This window comes from Rhodanobacter sp. MP1X3 (genome assembly GCF_014207165.1).
GTDB lineage: Bacteria > Pseudomonadota > Gammaproteobacteria > Xanthomonadales > Rhodanobacteraceae > Rhodanobacter.
The window spans coordinates 129,453-143,795 of the sequence record NZ_JACHCO010000006.1; the positions used below are offsets into that span (position 1 = coordinate 129,453).

Below are 14,343 nucleotides of genomic sequence, written 5' to 3' on the forward strand. Positions count from 1 at the left end.
TCACTGATGCCACATCAACCCACGATGCAGAAAACCATGAGCCAGAATTTTCCGCGAATCCTGCTGACCGGCTTCGATCCCTTCGGTGGCGAGAGCATCAATCCATCATGGGAGGCTGTGCGCCTTTTTGATGGGCGTCGCATTGGCGGCCATCGGATCATCGCGCGTCAGCTGCCGACGGAATTTGCCGGCTCACTGCGTGCGCTCAAAGCCGCTGTGCGCGAAATTACGCCTGTGATGTTGCTTGGCGTCGGGCAGGCCGGTGGACGCGCGCAGCTGTCGATCGAACGCGTGGCGATCAACGTGCAGGATGCGCGTATCCCTGATAACGCCGGTGTGCAGCCGGTCGATGAACCCGTCATCGCCGACGGCCCGGCCGCCTATTTCAGTACCTTGCCGATCAAGGCAATGCTGGCCGCACTGCAGGCAAAGGGTCTGCCGGCCGAGATATCGCAAACAGCCGGCACCTATGTCTGCAATCACATTGCCTACGCCATGCTGCATCTGGCGTCGAAGCGACGCGGCGTACGTGCCGGTTTTATCCATATTCCGTATTTGCCGGAGCAAGCCGCTCATCTGCGCGGTGTAGCGAGCATGGCCACGACCGATGTCGTGTGCGCACTGGAGATTGCGCTGCGCACCGCGATTGCCACCACGGTTGATCGCAAGCTTGCTGGCGGGGCTATCGACTGAACCGGCGGCGGTATTCGGCAAGCCCATGCGACCAAACAATCAGAACTGAAACGATCAAACAAGAAAAAGCCCGCGGATCGCTCCGCGGGCTTTCGGTAACGCTATGACATTGCCAGATCAGTAACCGCTGCCCGAGCCAGTGTGATCCTGCGGAGGTGGCGCGGTGTCTTCGATAGGCGCCTTGTCATGATGATCCTCCAGTGGGCGCGCCTTGGTGTCCACCGGATTGATTTCGATCAACTGACCCTTCTCTTCGTAGTACACGCGGAAACCATAGTCGAGCTGCATGCGCGCCATGTACTGCAGGTGCTGCTTGCGGATCTTCGAGTCGTCGCTGGCCGTCAGCAAGATCGTCTTTGGCAATTTGCCCTGATCTTTCAGATAGGCAAAGTGGCTGCCGGCATCAATAGCCGACAGCACGGCGCCGTCAATCAGAAACTGACCTTCCTTGTAGGCCTGGATCGTGGTGTCAAACTGACCTTTCACCGAGTAAGAGGGGACGCCTTTGGTGCCCCCGAAGTGGCAACCGGCAAGCAACAACAGGCTGCCGAGCATGATCGCGGCCGTGGCGCGCTTCAGCAGTGTGGAAAAACGGATCATGCAAGTCTCCCGTGCGGTGGATCGATTTAATCAGTTGAAGTGTAACGCCCGGCTGCAGCAATGGCAGCGGCCTTTACACAGGCCATTCAGGCGCAGATAGCCAAAGAATGCGATGACTCAGGTACGCGGCAAGGTCACGCCCTGCTGGCCCTGATACTTGCCGCCGCGGTCCTTGTAGCTGGTTTCGCATTCCTCGTCGGACTCGAGAAACAGCATTTGCGCCACACCCTCGTTGGCGTAGATGCGGGCAGGCAGCGGCGTGGTGTTGGAAAACTCCAGCGTCACATGGCCCTCCCACTCCGGCTCCAGCGGCGTGACGTTGACGATGATGCCGCAGCGCGCATAGGTGCTCTTGCCCAGGCAGATGGTCAGTACTTTGCGCGGGATACGGAAGTATTCGACTGTCCGCGCCAACGCAAAGGAGTTGGGCGGAATGATGCACACGTCTGCCGTCACATCGACGAAGCTGCCCGCGTCGAAATGCTTGGGATCGACGATGGTCGAGTTGATATTGGTGAATATCTTGAATTCGCTGGCACAACGCACGTCGTAGCCATAGCTCGACGTGCCGTACGAGACCAGCTTCTGGCCATCGCGCAGCTTGACCTGACCGGCCTCGAACGGCTCGATCATGCCGTGCTGCTCGGCCATGCGGCGAATCCACTTGTCGGGTTTGATGCTCACACGTGCTCCAATCGTCGTAACGGATGCGACGCAGGCCTCGGCCTGGTCTTAAGTTGTCCAAAATACCATGTCGCGCGCCATAGCTGGCGCAGTCATTCCCGCAGCAGCGCCCGGCACAAGGCGTTCAGTGCGTCACGCAAGTCCTTGCAGAACGAGTCATTGGCCAGGATGCTTTCGACCTCGCAACCTGCGCCCGGCAACGGAATCGTCACGCAAGACGAATCCAGCAACCGCGCCGACATGGTCTGCAACACTTCCCGCAGCGCAGCCTGCGCGTGGTGCGAGCGCGCAGAGGTGTTCAGCAGCAGCACCGGTTTGCCGGGAAACTCCAGACTGCCCACCAGCCAGTCCAGCAGGTTCTTGAACGCACCAGGGATGCCGTGCGCGTATTCGGGACAAGCGATCAACAACGCATCACTGGTACCAACGGCGGCGCGCAATACCTGCACCGCGGCAGGCAAGGGATCGACTTCGTCATCGGGATTGAATAGCGGCAACTGGCCCAGGCCGTCATAGATATCCAGCGCCAGTGCGTTGGGTGCAAGCTGCCGTGCCGCCAGCAGCAACGCGGTATTGCCGGATCTTCGCCGCAAGCTGCCCGACAGACACAGTACGCGCCACTCTGCCACGCTTACGGAGCCCCCTGCACCACGATCTTGCCTAACCCCAACGACTTGTTGCGCGGCTGGCGCGACAGCCGGCCAGCCGCATTGCGGGCAATCTCGCGGTAGCGAGCGGTTAACTCGGAATCGGGCATCGCCACCACGGTCGGCGTACCGCCATCGGACTGTTCGCGAATGCGGATATCCAGCGGCAGCGAGCCCAGATAAGGCACGGCATACTGCGCCGCCATACGTTCGCCACCGCCCTCGCCGAAGATGTGTTCCTCGTGGCCGCAATTCGAGCACACATGTGTCGCCATGTTCTCGACGACACCCAGTACCGGCACGTCGACCTTCTCGAACATCTTCAGCGCCTTGCGCGCATCCAGCAATGCGATGTCCTGTGGCGTGGTGACGATTACCGCGCCGGCCACCGGCACCTTCTGCGACAGCGTGAGCTGAATGTCACCCGTGCCAGGCGGCAGATCGACGATCAGGTAATCCAACTGCTCCCAGCGCGTGTCGGTGAGCAGCTGCATCATCGCCTGGGTCACCATCGGGCCACGCCAGATCATCGGTGTGTCCTCCTCGACCAGGAAGCCGATCGACATCACCGACAGGCCGTGTGCCTGCATCGGAATGATGGTCTTGCCATCCGGCGATTCCGGCTTGCCGCTGACACCGAGCATGCGAGGCTGGCTGGGGCCGTAAATATCGGCATCCAGCACGCCGACCTTCGCACCCTCGGCCTGCAACGCCAGCGCCAGATTGGCCGAAACCGTGGACTTGCCCACGCCGCCCTTGCCCGATGCGACAACGATGATATTTTTCACGTTCGGCAGCGGCGCCAGCGTGCCCTGCACCTTGTGTACATGGACGCGGCTGGTGACCGAGACAGTTGCCGACTCGATCGCCGGGTCGGCTTCCAGTGCCTGCCGCACTCGTACCGTCAGTTCCTCGATCGCTCCGGCAGCGGGATAACCCAACTGCAGGTCGACCGAAACGCGCCCGCCATCGACACCGAGGGCCCTCACGGCGTCGACCAGCGGACCGCCAGTATGGGCATCAATCAGCTCAGCGAGAATGCGGCGAACCAGGGCTTCGCTGGGAAAATTCATTGAATATAGGCAATTGGAAAGGAAGACTGCCAATTATGCCAGCCGGCGCTGCACAACCGTCACGGATGTGAACGATGGGTCTTTGCGCAGTGCAACTTGACCACCTCGTGGAGGCTGGTCAGTCTTCATCCATACGCTTTCGTACGGGAGGAAATACCATGAAGCAATTGTTCCGCATCGCATTCGCTACTGGCCTGTTACTAGCCGCCGGTGCGGCACTGGCCGCCAACGACTCACCAGTTGGCAAATGGAAACAGATCGATGATGTTTCGGGCAAGCAAAAATCGGTCATCGAAATCACCGACAACGGCGGCGAACTGCAGGGCAAGGTCTTGCAGGTGATGAACCTGTCACCGGAAGAAATCAGCAAGGGCGGCGAACACCCGAAATGCGTGCTGTGCGAAGGCTCCCGCAAGGATCAGCCGGTCGAAGGCATGACCATCATGTATGGCGTCAAGAAAGACAGCGATGTATGGGACGGCGGCAAGATCATCGACCCGAAAACCGGCAAGGTCTACAAGGTCAAGCTCACGCTCGACAGCGGTGGCCAGAAGCTCGACGTGCGTGGCTATATCGGCTTCTCGCTGCTCGGCCGCTCGCAGACCTGGTTCCGTCTAGCGGAATGACCGTCTGGGCCTCCGGGTCCGTGTAAACAACCGGCTTCACGATAAACCCCATGCGAATTGTCGTATGGGGTTTTTATTTGCTCCGCTCGAGACATGCTATCGGTTCTTAGCCGCTGACAGCATCCGCCCTGTGCACCGCGACCCCGCGCGCGCTGAATACCAATCGGCTTGCGCGATCCACAGCATGTTCGATCACCAAGTGTTGTATCTCCTCGATGCTGGCTACCTGGTGCGTTGCGGCCGAACCCAGTTTTTCCTGCGTGACTACCACTACCGTTTCGCCGCTGGCTTCGATCATCGCGCGCTTCAGCAACGCTTCTTCGCTGTCGAAACTCCACAGCCCATGTAACGAATCGATGGCACAGGCGCCGGGAAAACACAGGTCGGCGCGCACGCGGCCAATTTCCTGAATCGCCTGTGCGCCAACGGCGGCGCCGATGCTTGTATCGATGCGCCCACCGATCAGCAAGATCTCGAAGCCTTCGCGATCGATCAGTATCCGCGCGACATCGGGCGCATTAGTCACCACGGTCAGATCAAAACGCTCCGGCAAGGCCGCGGCAATCGCAGCATTGGTCGAGCCTGCGTCGATCAGCAACACCTGACCCTGTCGGACCAAGGTCACCGCCTTGCGTGCCAGTGCCAGTTTGCGGTTGCCGTGTTCGCTGCGGCGCTGCTTCAGTGGCGTCGATGCAGCCGATAGCGGCAACGCACCGCCGTAAACACGCTTGCACAGACCCTGCGCCGCCAGTTCACGCAGGTCGCGGCGGACTGAGTCCTCCGACACCTGAAACGTTTCTGCCAGTTCCACCGCGACCACGCGACCATGACTGCGCAGGCGATCCAGAATCCACTGCTGACGCTCCTGCGGCAGTGCTTCGTTCGGCATGGTTTTTATCATGACGTTTCCCCGGTCGTTATCGGTTCGAGCAAACCGAGTGACGAAAGCTCGCGGCGCAGCGTTGCAGCATCCCGGAACAGCAAAGCACGCATGCCGAGCGCTTTCGCCGCATCGACGTGGCGTGCAGTATCGTCGATGTAGACCGCGCGGGCCGGATCGATCCCGCCACGCGCCAACAACAGCTGAAAAATTGCCGGGTTGGGCTTGATCATGCCCTCGGTACCCGAGACCACGATGTCCTTGAACCAGTCCAGAAAGGCGTAACGCTGGCGGGCGATAGCAAAGGTATCGTGCGACCAGTTGGTCAGCGCGAATAGCCGTACACCACGTGCACGGAGCGCATCGAGAACGGCCACGGTATCGTGCAATGGGCCGCCGAGCATTTCCTCCCAGCGTTCACGATAGGCGTGAATCAATGACGCCTGCGCGGGGAACTGCGCACATAACAGTGCGATTGCCTCATCCCATTCGCGGCCTGCGTCCTGCTGCTCGTTCCACTGCGGGCTGCAGATGTCAGTGAGGAACTGCTCCATCGCCGCCTCATCGGCGAACAACGGGCGGTAAAGATGGCGCGGATTCCAGTCGATCAATACGCCGCCGATATCGAAAATCACCGTATCCGGCATCGGCCGTTCTCGTCCGTTGGCAAATGAGTCATTCATGGCAATACCTCGAACAGGATAATTGGCGGTCAACGACGCACGACGGGGGCGGATGCCGCAACCAGCATCAGCAACACCGCCACGGCGGCCAGCGCGACAGGCAGGCTGGTGGCATGGGCGACAAATCCGATCAACGCAGGACCCAGCAGCAGACCGGCGTAACCCAAGGCGGTGACTACCGCAATCGACACCGCCGGCGCCACATCCGGCAAACGACCGGCCGCGCTGAACATCACTGGCACCACATTGGCCGCGCCCAAACCCACCAGCACAAAACCAAGCAAAGCGGTCGCGTGCCACGGCATCAACGCCGACATCAGGAACCCGGCAGCAGCGAGCATGGCGCCGGCACGTACCGTCCAAACCGGGCCCAGCCACGCAATCAGGCGATCCCCGGTGAGCCGGCCCACCGCCATCGCCACTGAAAAACAGGCATAACCAATGCCGGCAGAGGCCGCGCTGTAGCCGCGAAAATCTCGCAGCAGCAACGCACTCCAGTCCAGCATCGATCCCTCCGCAAGAAAGCTGACGAAGCAAAGCGCCCCCACCAGCAGCAGCAATCCACGCGGCATCCGAAAGGCGAACGATTGTCTGACCGCATGGTTTGCCGTGCGCAACAGACTTGTCTGCTGGCTGATGACGATCAGCGCGAGCACGGCCGATACCGACAGCGCACAGGCAAATAAAGGTAAACCGCTGGCTAGCATCACGCTCATCCCCGCCGCACCTGCCAGACCACCCAGACTGAAAAGCCCGTGGAAGCCGGACATTACCGCACGCCCCTCCAGCCGCTCCACCTCAACCGCATGCGCATTCATGGCAACGTCCACCGCACCGAGCATCGCTCCAAAATAAAACAGGCCGATGGCAAGCATCGCGATCGTCTGGACCAGAGCCAGCGCCGGCAGCGCCAGACACATCAAGGCACCGGCGATGCCAATCACCTTGTCATTGCCATAGCGACTGGCGAGCCAGCCAATCACTGGCATGGACAACATCGAGCCGCCGCCGAAGGCCAGCAGCACTAGACCCAGACTCGCATCATCCAGATTCAGTCGTGCCTTCGCGTACGGCACCATCGGCGCCCAGCTGGCCATGGCCAATCCCGACATCAGAAAGATCATCCGCGTCGCCCGCGTCGCCTTTTGCAGGGTCGTACGGCCTTCCATCTTCAGCACTTTTATCTCCAATGTTTTCGCATCAATATGCGTAAACGTATATAAACATGCATAAACGTGCATTGCAACTACTGTCCATTTATTCGGGCGCGCATCGCTCTTCACTCACACGCGCCGCCTGCAGCAGGAGTAGCACCTGCATGCCATAATTCAGGGCTATCCCGCTATCGAATCGCCATCATCAAAGCCGCCATGTCCCGTCGCCTGCTTGTTACCCATGCCCTGCCCTACGCCAACGGCCCGCTGCACCTGGGCCACATGCTGGGCTATATCCAGACCGACATCTGGGTGCGCGCGCAGCGGATGATGGGCAATGAAGTGCATTTCGTGGCGGCGGACGATGCACACGGCACGCCGATCATGCTGGCCGCCGAGAAAGCCGGCGTGTCGCCAGAGGTGTTCATCGCCGAGATTCGTGCGGGCCATGAAGCGGATTTTTCGGACTTCCATTTCAGCTTCGACCACTACCACACGACTCACTCGGAAGAGAATCGCGAGCTGGCTTCGCTGATCTACACTCGGCTGCGCGCGGGCGGCTTCATTGCCAATCGCACCATCCAGCAACTGTTCGATCCGGAAAAGGACATGTTCCTGCCGGACCGTTACATCAAGGGCGTCTGCCCCAACTGCGGCACGCCCGACCAGTACGGCGACAACTGTGAAAACTGTGGCGCCACCTACGCGCCCACCGACCTGATCAATCCGTACTCAGTCATGTCCGGTGCCACGCCAGTGCTGCGCGATTCGGAACATTACTTCTTCGAGCTGAGCAAGTTCGAGCCACTGCTGCGCGACTGGTTCGGCGGCAAGTTCACTGCCGGCAAGCCGGTAGCCAATAGTGGCGTGGTGGCCAAGTTGATGGAATGGCTGGATGGCGGCCTGAAGGACTGGGACATCTCGCGCGACGCGCCCTATTTCGGCTTTCCGATACCCGATGCGCCGGGCAAGTTCTTTTACGTATGGCTGGACGCGCCAGTCGGTTATCTCGCCAGTTTCAAGGCGCTGTGCGACCAGACCGGGCTGAAGTTCGACGATTTCCTCTCGCCCGACAGCACTGCCGAGATGCACCACTTCATCGGCAAGGACATCATCAATTTCCACGGCCTGTTCTGGCCAGCGATGCTGCACGGCGCGCAGTTGCGCACACCCACCGCGCTGCACGTCAACGGGTATCTGTCCGTCAACGGCGCGAAAATGTCAAAGTCGCGCGGCACCTTCATCAAGGCGCGCACTTATCTCGACGCCGGCCTGCATCCGGAATTTCTGCGCTACTACTTCGCGACCATGCTCAGCGATGCGCCGGTCGACGTTGATCTCGACCTGAAAGCGTTCGAGGAGCGCGTCAATTCGCACTTGATCGGCAAATGGGTCAACATCGCCAGCCGCACTGCGGGCTTCGTCCAGAAATTCTTCGATGGCCGGCTGGCCGATCATTTCGGCGCTGAGGAGTCCACGCTGTGGCAGACAATGCTGGCGCATTACGACGGCATCGACCAGCTTTACGAAACCGGCGAATTTGCCGAAGTGACGCGCCGTTTTATAACCATCGCTGATCTCGTCAATGGCTACATCGCCGCCAAGGCACCATGGCTGATGGCGAAAGACGATAGCCGCCGCGATGAACTGCAACAGGTCTGCACGCTGGCACTCAACGGCTTCCGTTTGCTTGCCGGTTTGCTCAAACCGATGCTGCCCGCCACGGTGGCTGCCGCTGAACAGTTCCTCGCCGCGCCTATCAGCAGTTTCGACGATGCGCGACGTACTCTTTTTGGCCAGACCATCCAGCCGTTCGAATCGTTGCTCGGCCGCATTGATCCCAAGCACGTCGAGGCGATGGTCGAGGCATCAAAGGAGTCGCTAGGCACATCCAGCGAACCTGTCTTCGCGCCAGTAAAGGCAGCGTCCGTCAAAAAGCCCAAGGAATCCAGCAAGCCCATGAGCGATAGCAAGCCAGCCACCGGCGATACCGCCGCTGCGACGTCGACCATCTCCATCGACGACTTCGCCAAACTCGATCTGCGCATCGGCAAGGTCACCGCCTGCGAATTCGTGGACGGGTCAGACAAGCTGCTGCGCTTCGAACTGGACGCCGGCACGCTGGGGACACGGCAGATCTTCTCCGGCATTCGTGCCGCCTACGCCGAACCGGAAAAGCTCGTCGGCCGCAACGTGGTGTTCATCGCCAACCTCGCCCCGCGCAAGATGCGCTTCGGCCTGTCCGAGGGGATGATTCTTTCGGCAGGTGATGGTGGCAGCAATCTGTTTCTGCTTGATGCCGATCAGGGTGCGGCGCCGGGTGCTACCGTTCGCTGATCGCCTATTGACCTGAAAACCCGGCAGCTTCGGAAGCCGCCGGGTTTTTAGAGCCCGTACGAAATCAGGCTGGGGCAGCAAACGTACCCGGGCTTTTCTCGGTACCTGTCCACTGTGCCGTGCGCTGCCGACTGGCTTCCGACAATGCCTTGTGGACACCATTGGCGTCGTAATCCTTGCAGTAGACGGGAGTGCCGGGCTGCTGGTGCCACGACTCGTCGAGCCCACCTGCATCGATGGCATCAAAACCCAATTGCTCAACCAGCTTCAGCACGGTGGCCTTGCCAGCGGCTTGGTCGCCAGCGACGGGCAGAGCGACTCGTCCAGGCGTGCCAGCCGGCGAACCTTTTTCACCCAAACTCTTCGCATAAATATTGTTGAACGCCTTGATCACCGGGCGACCAAGCTGCCGCTCTACCCAGCGACTTTCCAGCAATCCACCCTCGATACCCTCGATACGGCCATCGCGTTCCCGCGGATAGTAATTACCGGTATCTATCACCACGACGTCGTCAGGTACGCCTGCGAAAAGATCCTTCGGCAATTCCGGGATTCTGGCTTGCTGAATGGTCACCACTACAACGTCGCCCGCACGCGCTGCTTCGTGCGCAGTCACGGCGGTGGCACCGGTCTTTGCTATCACGTCTGCCAGCGACTGGGGCCCGCGGGAGTTGGCGATAAATACCTGATGACCCAGCTCGGTAAAACGACGAGCCAGCGTTCCGCCGATTTGTCCCGCACCAATAATGCCTATTTTCATGATCATTCCTCGTATTGCGAAGGGTCTATGCAATACATGCGGCGATCGCTGTGCAATTCAACCGGCATCGAAGCAGACCACACGTCGCTACAATGCGACAGTGAAAATCGATCCCTCTCCCAGTCCGCTCGCCGGCCGCATCGACGCGATCTTGCCGCAGACACAGTGCGAGCAATGCGGGTATCACGGCTGCCGGCCGTATGCCGAGGCGATAGCGCGTGGCGAAGCGCCAATCAATCAGTGCCCTCCCGGCGGGTCCATCGGTATCGAAAAGCTCGCGGCACTGTTGAATCGACCGGTGTTACCGCTTAACCACGATCATGGTGTTGAAAAGCCGCGTACGCTGGCGCGCATCGTCGAAGCCGACTGCATTGGCTGCACCAAGTGCATCCAGGTCTGCCCGGTCGATGCGATCGTGGGCGCGTCGAAGCTGATGCATACCGTGATTGCCGACGACTGCACCGGCTGCGAGCTGTGCGTACCGGCCTGCCCTGTCGACTGCATCGTGCTGCTGCCGATGCCAGCGGCACAGATCGATACCCCCCATGCCGATGCGGCACGCGAACACTTCAACCGGCGTGAGGCTCGGTTGGAGCATCAGCGTCTGCAGCGTGATGCCGAACTTGCTGCGCATAAGGCTGCAGTGGCCGAGAATGCCGTGCAACGCAATCCCGTGCTGGAAGCGCTCGCCCGCGCCAAGGCCAAACAGCAGACACCCAAATCGTGAAATTCCCATCATGAAGCGTGCCGACGTCATCGAGCTGTTCACGCGCCTGCGCGAACTCAATCCACATCCAACCACCGAACTTGTATACACCACGCCATTCGAACTGCTGGTCGCCGTGGTGCTGTCGGCGCAGGCAACCGATGTGGGCGTCAACAAGGCCACGAAAAAACTTTACCCGGTGGCCAACACGCCGCAGGCGATTCTTGATTTAGGCGAAAACGGCCTCAAGCGATACATCAGCAGCATCGGCCTGTTCAATGCGAAAGCCAAAAACGTTATCGCGCTCTGCAGGCTGTTGATCGAACACCATGATGGCGAAGTGCCACACAACCGTGAGGCATTGGAAGCGCTGCCCGGCGTCGGCCGCAAGACGGCCAATGTTGTGCTCAACACGGCCTTCGGCGAACCGACCATGGCGGTCGATACGCATATCTTCCGCGTCTCCAACCGCACCGGACTGGCCCCCGGCAAGGACGTGCGCGCCGTCGAGGACAAGCTGGTCAAGGTGATTCCTGACGAGTTCAAGATGGACGCTCACCACTGGCTGATCCTGCATGGCCGCTATGTGTGCAAGGCGCGCAAGCCGGACTGTCCGCAGTGCGTGATTCGGGATCTGTGTCGTTACAAGGACAAGACTACCGCTTGATGGCATCAAGCCGGCAGTTGCGCCCGTTCCAGCGCCGCGATATGGCGTTCCAGTCGCGGTCCCAGATAGCAATGCGAGCCGCACGCCAAGAGGCCCGCTTCGCCGAACTGACGCAGGTACCATGCCGGTGCGCGTGAGACGAAGCCATGATGATCGCCAGCCACATCGTCGCGATTGGTAAACACTTCCAGAAAAGCGATGCCTTCGAGCATCTCGCTGATGCCATGGAGACCTGCCCGGATTTCCGCCGGCTTCAGATAATGCAACACGTCGGTGCAGACGATCAGATCGAAGCGCATATCGAAACGTAACTGCTCAAGCTGGCCGAAGCGCGCGAGGCCGATATTGCGGCTACGGCCGTATCGGGCAACGGCATACTCGCTGGCATCGAGCCCGCGATATGCAATGCCGGGCCGCAATGCCCGTAGCGGCGCGCGCCAAGTCCCTTCGCCACAACCGACATCAAGCACGTTGCGCAGCGTTCGCCCAAGGTAGTACTCAGCATGTGCGACCACCATCGCGACCTTGCGCTTCAATTCGGCCGGTGAGCCCACTGCGTGTTTCGGATCGCGATACCACTTGTCGAAATAATCGCGGTCATAGGTCTTCGGCATAGCCAGCTCTTGAATAATGAAGGGCAAATAGCAAGGTTTGATTCGATCCCCATACTAGCGAATAGCGACGGGCGTCACCTCGCGTATGCGCCTTGCTTGGGAGTATCGGCGCTGAATAGTACTTGAGGAGTTTGTCATGCCCATGGTCCGTTTTCGTCTGATCGGCAATCGTGCCGACGCTGACTCGATCATTGCCGCACTGCACGGCATCAACAACGTCGAACACATTGAAGAAGTCGATGACCTGATGCCGATGATGCGCGACGACTCCAGCTCCAGCGAGTCGGTAAGCGACAGCGAAGGTCAGATCTATTGCATCGAAGTGGATACGCCGAACGATCAGGTCGCCGATACCGTACGCGGCAGCGCGGAAGCGGTTGCCTACGAATTGGAAGCCGGTATCGAGTTCGTCGACGAGTTCTGACACGCAGCCGACCTGCGCGCAAGTTCTCACGGCAAGAAACCGCATTATTTCGCAGTTAGTTTCCACGGATGACACGCGCTAAGGCGTTAGGTGAATCAAACCCAACGCGCCGCCCCCATGATTGATTCCCGCGTCAGCCTATCGCGACACCGACACGTTGATACTGGACAAGTCGCCACCGGGCGGCTTCCCGAACGGCGCGTGGGAATCCAGCAATGCTCGCAAAAACTGTCATTCAACTGCAAAAATCGGCGCCCGCACTGATCATCGCTGTAACTTGCGCTTTGGCTGCAACACCCGCGCTCGCAGCCGATAAGCCACTTAGCCGTGACGATATCGCCTGGCTGCAGCGGGTAGGGTTTGGCATCGACTCCGCCGAATTGTCAGATTATCGAAAGCTTGGCCGCGTACGGTTTCTCGATGAGCAACTCGCTGACCATGCGGGCGACACGCTGCCGCCCGATATCGCCGCGATGATCAAGAGCTACGAGGCCATCAATACGCCGCTCACCGAGCTGGCCACGCAGTTCCGCGACAGCCGGCAAAGCATTCAGGCGATGCCCGACGGTGACGCCAAGATCGCGGCAAAAAAAGCATTACGCGTGCATGGCCGTGAGTTGGCCATGGAGGCGCAGCAGACCGAATTGTTGCGTGCCATTTATGGAACCGACCAGTTGAAGGAACAAATGGTATGGTTCTGGCTCAACCATTTCAGCGTGTATGCGGCCAAGGGGGGCGTGCACGTAGGCGCGGCGGATTACGAGGAAAATGTGATTCGCCCGCACGCGCTAGGCAAGTTCCGCGACCTGCTGCTGGCCACCCTGGAAAGCCCGGCCATGCTGCAGTTTCTCGACAACGCGAAAAACGTCAAAGGCAAGACCAACGAAAATTACGCACGCGAACTGATGGAACTGCACACACTGGGCGTCGGCTCGGGCTACTCGCAGCAGGACGTGCAGCAGCTGGCGCTGATCCTCACTGGTGCAGGATTGGCACCCGACAAAGGGAATGGCATGGACGGAGGATTCTTTCACCACCAGCCGCCCGGCATGGTTCGCAACGGTCTGTTCGTCTTCAATCCCAACAAACACGATTTCAGCGACAAGATTTTTCTTGGCCATAGCATCAAGGGCAGCGGCGCTGACGAAATCGCGCAGGCAGTCGACCTGATCGTGCAACAACCCGCTTGCGCCACGTTCGTCTCGCAGCAGATCGCGCAGTACTTCGTCGCTGACAAGCCGCCAGCAACCCTGGTCAATGCGATGGCAAAGACTTTCCGCCGCACCGATGGCGATATCGCCTCCGTGCTGCGCACGATGTTTCTATCCAACGAACTCACTGCCAGCGTAAGTTATTCGAACGAGCCGAAAAAGTTCAAGGACCCGACTCAGTTCCTGGTTTCTGCGATGCGATTTGCCTACGATGGTCAGCGGATTACCAATGCGCAGCCGCTAGTAAACTGGCTCAACCAGATGGGCGAGCCGGTATTCGGCCGCATCACACCCGATGGCTGGCCGCTGGACGGCAGCAGCTGGTCGAGCTCCGGCCAGATGGCCAAACGCTTTGATGTGGCGCGCATGATTGGTAGCGGCAAAAACAGGTTGTTTGCCAGCGGCGACGGGCCGCCGCTGCACGTCGATCCGCCGACGATGAACAATGCCATCTACCAGCAGACCATCGAACCTGACTTGTCATCGGCTGCTCGTACCGCGCTGAGCAAGGCGGCCTCACCGGCAGAATGGAATACGTTTCTGCTGTCGTCGCCGGACTTTAACTATCGATGACTCACATCCAA

16 protein-coding genes are annotated in these 14,343 nt (G+C 59.8%); 7 read left to right on the forward strand and 9 right to left on the reverse strand.

The genetic code is table 11. From position 1 onward, the window contains the following. Positions 1–36: 36 nt before the first annotated feature. Positions 37–693 (forward strand): pyroglutamyl-peptidase I, encoded by a 657-nt coding sequence (pcp, locus tag HDE79_RS16090; RefSeq protein ID WP_184603294.1) that lies wholly within the window; start codon positions 37–39, stop codon positions 691–693. A 117-nt stretch (positions 694–810) separates the two neighbouring features. Here pcp and HDE79_RS16095 read toward each other — a convergent pair whose 3' ends face one another. The 4 genes from HDE79_RS16095 to apbC all read right to left on the reverse strand — a co-directional run bounded on the left by HDE79_RS16095 (position 811) and on the right by apbC (position 3,697). Continuing rightward, entirely contained in the window at positions 811–1,293 is a 483-nt protein-coding gene (locus tag HDE79_RS16095) for a hypothetical protein (protein WP_184603296.1), read from the reverse strand. A gap of 117 nt (positions 1,294–1,410) precedes the next feature. After that, complete coding sequence (gene dcd, locus HDE79_RS16100; RefSeq protein WP_184603298.1) at positions 1,411–1,977, reverse strand: dCTP deaminase; 567 nt, start codon at positions 1,975–1,977, stop codon at positions 1,411–1,413. Positions 1,978–2,069: 92 nt separating this feature from the next. Then, the gene (locus HDE79_RS16105) at positions 2,070–2,606 is read right to left on the reverse strand and encodes an NADPH-dependent FMN reductase (RefSeq protein WP_184603300.1); all 537 of its coding nucleotides are present in this window, start codon (positions 2,604–2,606) and stop codon (positions 2,070–2,072) included. A gap of 2 nt (positions 2,607–2,608) precedes the next feature. Next, positions 2,609–3,697 (reverse strand): iron-sulfur cluster carrier protein ApbC, encoded by a 1,089-nt coding sequence (apbC, locus tag HDE79_RS16110; protein WP_184603302.1) that lies wholly within the window; start codon positions 3,695–3,697, stop codon positions 2,609–2,611. A gap of 158 nt (positions 3,698–3,855) precedes the next feature. Between apbC and HDE79_RS16115 the strand changes: the two genes are divergently transcribed. Continuing rightward, positions 3,856–4,323: a DUF2147 domain-containing protein gene (locus HDE79_RS16115; protein WP_184603304.1), complete on the forward strand. Its 468-nt coding sequence runs from the start codon at positions 3,856–3,858 to the stop codon at positions 4,321–4,323. A 106-nt stretch (positions 4,324–4,429) separates the two neighbouring features. Here HDE79_RS16115 and HDE79_RS16120 read toward each other — a convergent pair whose 3' ends face one another. The 3 genes from HDE79_RS16120 to HDE79_RS16130 are packed head-to-tail and all read right to left on the reverse strand — an operon-like array spanning position 4,430 to position 7,055. Next, positions 4,430–5,212, reverse strand: coding sequence for a DeoR/GlpR family DNA-binding transcription regulator (locus HDE79_RS16120; protein WP_255488457.1), 783 nt, complete (start codon positions 5,210–5,212; stop codon positions 4,430–4,432). An 8-nt stretch (positions 5,213–5,220) separates the two neighbouring features. Then, complete coding sequence (locus tag HDE79_RS16125; RefSeq protein ID WP_255488458.1) at positions 5,221–5,886, reverse strand: HAD family phosphatase; 666 nt, start codon at positions 5,884–5,886, stop codon at positions 5,221–5,223. Between the two features lie 29 nt (positions 5,887–5,915). Next, entirely contained in the window at positions 5,916–7,055 is a 1,140-nt protein-coding gene (locus tag HDE79_RS16130; RefSeq protein WP_221440216.1) for an MFS transporter, read from the reverse strand. Positions 7,056–7,256: 201 nt separating this feature from the next. On the opposite strand from HDE79_RS16130, the gene metG reads away from it, so the two are divergent. Continuing rightward, positions 7,257–9,377 (forward strand): methionine--tRNA ligase, encoded by a 2,121-nt coding sequence (gene metG, locus HDE79_RS16135; RefSeq protein WP_184603313.1) that lies wholly within the window; start codon positions 7,257–7,259, stop codon positions 9,375–9,377. Between the two features lie 64 nt (positions 9,378–9,441). Here metG and HDE79_RS16140 read toward each other — a convergent pair whose 3' ends face one another. Then, positions 9,442–10,137 carry an NAD(P)-binding domain-containing protein gene (locus tag HDE79_RS16140; protein ID WP_184603315.1) on the reverse strand — a complete coding sequence of 232 codons (696 nt, stop codon included), beginning with the start codon at positions 10,135–10,137 and terminating at the stop codon, positions 9,442–9,444. On the opposite strand from HDE79_RS16140, the gene HDE79_RS16145 reads away from it, so the two are divergent. Together HDE79_RS16145 and nth are read left to right on the forward strand one after the other, a co-directional pair. Then, complete coding sequence (locus HDE79_RS16145; protein ID WP_184603317.1) at positions 10,136–10,864, forward strand: RnfABCDGE type electron transport complex subunit B; 729 nt, start codon at positions 10,136–10,138, stop codon at positions 10,862–10,864. The two genes, HDE79_RS16140 and HDE79_RS16145, sit on opposite strands and share 2 nt — an antisense overlap. Before the next feature lie 10 nt (positions 10,865–10,874). Then, positions 10,875–11,510: an endonuclease III gene (gene nth / locus HDE79_RS16150; protein ID WP_184603319.1), complete on the forward strand. Its 636-nt coding sequence runs from the start codon at positions 10,875–10,877 to the stop codon at positions 11,508–11,510. A gap of 5 nt (positions 11,511–11,515) precedes the next feature. Here the strand turns inward: nth and HDE79_RS16155 are convergent, their stop codons facing one another. After that, positions 11,516–12,124 (reverse strand): class I SAM-dependent methyltransferase, encoded by a 609-nt coding sequence (locus HDE79_RS16155; protein WP_184603321.1) that lies wholly within the window; start codon positions 12,122–12,124, stop codon positions 11,516–11,518. A 136-nt stretch (positions 12,125–12,260) separates the two neighbouring features. Here HDE79_RS16155 and HDE79_RS16160 point away from each other — a divergent pair, with 136 nt between their 5' ends. After that, positions 12,261–12,548: a hypothetical protein gene (locus HDE79_RS16160; RefSeq protein WP_184603322.1), complete on the forward strand. Its 288-nt coding sequence runs from the start codon at positions 12,261–12,263 to the stop codon at positions 12,546–12,548. 215 nt (positions 12,549–12,763) lie between these two features. Next, a complete protein-coding gene (locus tag HDE79_RS16165) occupies positions 12,764–14,332 on the forward strand; it encodes a DUF1800 domain-containing protein (protein WP_184603324.1) in 1,569 nt (522 codons plus the stop codon). Positions 14,333–14,343: the final 11 nt, after the last annotated feature.

Excerpts from the sequence above, each read along its gene's own strand:
- HDE79_RS16155 (WP_184603321.1), bottom strand. The coding sequence starts at position 12,124 with ATGCCGAAGACCTATGACCGCGATTATTTCGACAAGTGGTATCGCGAT.
- HDE79_RS16140 (WP_184603315.1), bottom strand. The coding sequence starts at position 10,137 with ATGAAAATAGGCATTATTGGTGCGGGACAAATCGGCGGAACGCTGGCT.
- HDE79_RS16165 (WP_184603324.1), top strand. The coding sequence starts at position 12,764 with ATGCTCGCAAAAACTGTCATTCAACTGCAAAAATCGGCGCCCGCACTG.
- HDE79_RS16160 (WP_184603322.1), top strand. The coding sequence starts at position 12,261 with ATGCCCATGGTCCGTTTTCGTCTGATCGGCAATCGTGCCGACGCTGAC.
- HDE79_RS16145 (WP_184603317.1), top strand. The coding sequence starts at position 10,136 with ATGATCATTCCTCGTATTGCGAAGGGTCTATGCAATACATGCGGCGAT.
- HDE79_RS16095 (WP_184603296.1), bottom strand. The coding sequence starts at position 1,293 with ATGATCCGTTTTTCCACACTGCTGAAGCGCGCCACGGCCGCGATCATG.
- nth (WP_184603319.1), top strand. The coding sequence starts at position 10,875 with ATGAAGCGTGCCGACGTCATCGAGCTGTTCACGCGCCTGCGCGAACTC.
- pcp (WP_184603294.1), top strand. The coding sequence starts at position 37 with ATGAGCCAGAATTTTCCGCGAATCCTGCTGACCGGCTTCGATCCCTTC.
- apbC (WP_184603302.1), bottom strand. The coding sequence starts at position 3,697 with ATGAATTTTCCCAGCGAAGCCCTGGTTCGCCGCATTCTCGCTGAGCTG.
- HDE79_RS16130 (WP_221440216.1), bottom strand. The coding sequence starts at position 7,055 with ATGGAAGGCCGTACGACCCTGCAAAAGGCGACGCGGGCGACGCGGATG.
- HDE79_RS16125 (WP_255488458.1), bottom strand. The coding sequence starts at position 5,886 with ATGAATGACTCATTTGCCAACGGACGAGAACGGCCGATGCCGGATACG.
- HDE79_RS16120 (WP_255488457.1), bottom strand. The coding sequence starts at position 5,212 with ATGCCGAACGAAGCACTGCCGCAGGAGCGTCAGCAGTGGATTCTGGAT.
- metG (WP_184603313.1), top strand. The coding sequence starts at position 7,257 with ATGTCCCGTCGCCTGCTTGTTACCCATGCCCTGCCCTACGCCAACGGC.
- HDE79_RS16115 (WP_184603304.1), top strand. The coding sequence starts at position 3,856 with ATGAAGCAATTGTTCCGCATCGCATTCGCTACTGGCCTGTTACTAGCC.